Raw genomic sequence first — 1116 nt, 5'->3', positions numbered from 1 at the left:
GGCGGGGGGCGGTTGCCTTTTTGGCGAGGGGGGCGCACGGGTCAGTCGGACGCGTCTCCCGCGAAGACCTCGTCCGTCGTAGTCGCCGTGATGGCCCGGTCGAACCAGCGGTCCAGGACGGCCAGGTCGGTACAGGACGTGATGCGGTCGCGGTCGGCCTCGGAAACGGGGACACCACGGCGGTCCAGCAGACGCAGGATGCTCTTCGCCTGGCCCTCCGCCCGGCCTTCGTCCCGGATGCCCTCCGACAGGGGGGAGACGAAGAATGAGGTGTCCATGGCCATGAGTTCCCTCCAGCGTTCGGCCAGTGTGCCTGTCCCCAGGCCCTGGGCGGTGAGTTCGATGAAGCGTTCCGCGGCTTCTTCGTCGTGTTGGAACAGGTCCTGCAGGGCGGGCGCCAGTGCTTCCAGTATGGCGCGGCTGCCCGGGTCGCGGTGGTGGAGGATCGCGGAGAGAACGGTCATGGGGATGTCGCGGGCCGCCTCCTCCCGGGTGGTGACGATCGGGACGTTGTCCGGGCCCAGGACGATGGGGCGCAGGGTGAGGGCGCTCCACTGGCTCGGGCCGATGTCGAAGTGCTGGGCGGCCCATTTCGCCGTAGCGCGGTCCTCGCAGATGACGACCAGGACCGGGGGGATCTTGTACTTGGTGTAGAGGTGGCTGAGGTAGTAGGCCCAGCTGGCCGGCTTGTCCTCGTCCCTCTTCCGCTGGGCCTCCACGGCGAGGAGGTAGTTCTCGCCGTGGACGGTGGTGATGCTCAGCAGGCTGTCCACCCGCCGTTCCAGCGGGTGGGTCTCGGTGCACTCGGTCGACAGTTCGGTACTGGAGTCGACGTCCGGAAACGGCAGGCCGATCGATCTGGCGGCGCGGGCGAAGAGGCCGGGGTCCTCTCGGAGGATCCGGTGCATTGCTTCATGCGGTGAACTGACCACGGCGTCCTTCATCGGTTACTCACTGTGAACGCCGTGATCGTAGGACCGCGCGCCCGCGTCGAGTCCGCCAACCGGGTGATGATCACTCGTTCGGGTGAGGCTCAGGTGTGCTGGAAGGTCACTTCCGGGTTTGTCGGGGTGGGGCCGTCGAGGAGGGGTTGGGGGACGGTGCGGAGGTGTAGGT

Annotated in this window: 1 protein-coding gene; it reads right to left on the bottom strand. The window is 67.7% G+C overall.

Going from position 1 to position 1116, the window contains the following annotated elements; genetic code table 11:
- Positions 1-41: 41 nt before the first annotated feature.
- Entirely contained in the window at positions 42-908 is an 867-nt protein-coding gene (locus tag AOK24_RS44565; RefSeq protein WP_055725491.1) for a hypothetical protein, read from the bottom strand.
- Positions 909-1116 lie beyond the last annotated feature (208 nt).

Source organism: Streptomyces niveiscabiei (genome assembly GCF_001419795.1).
Classification (GTDB): domain Bacteria; phylum Actinomycetota; class Actinomycetes; order Streptomycetales; family Streptomycetaceae; genus Streptomyces; species Streptomyces niveiscabiei.
This window is presented reverse-complemented; position numbering and strand designations above follow the sequence as displayed.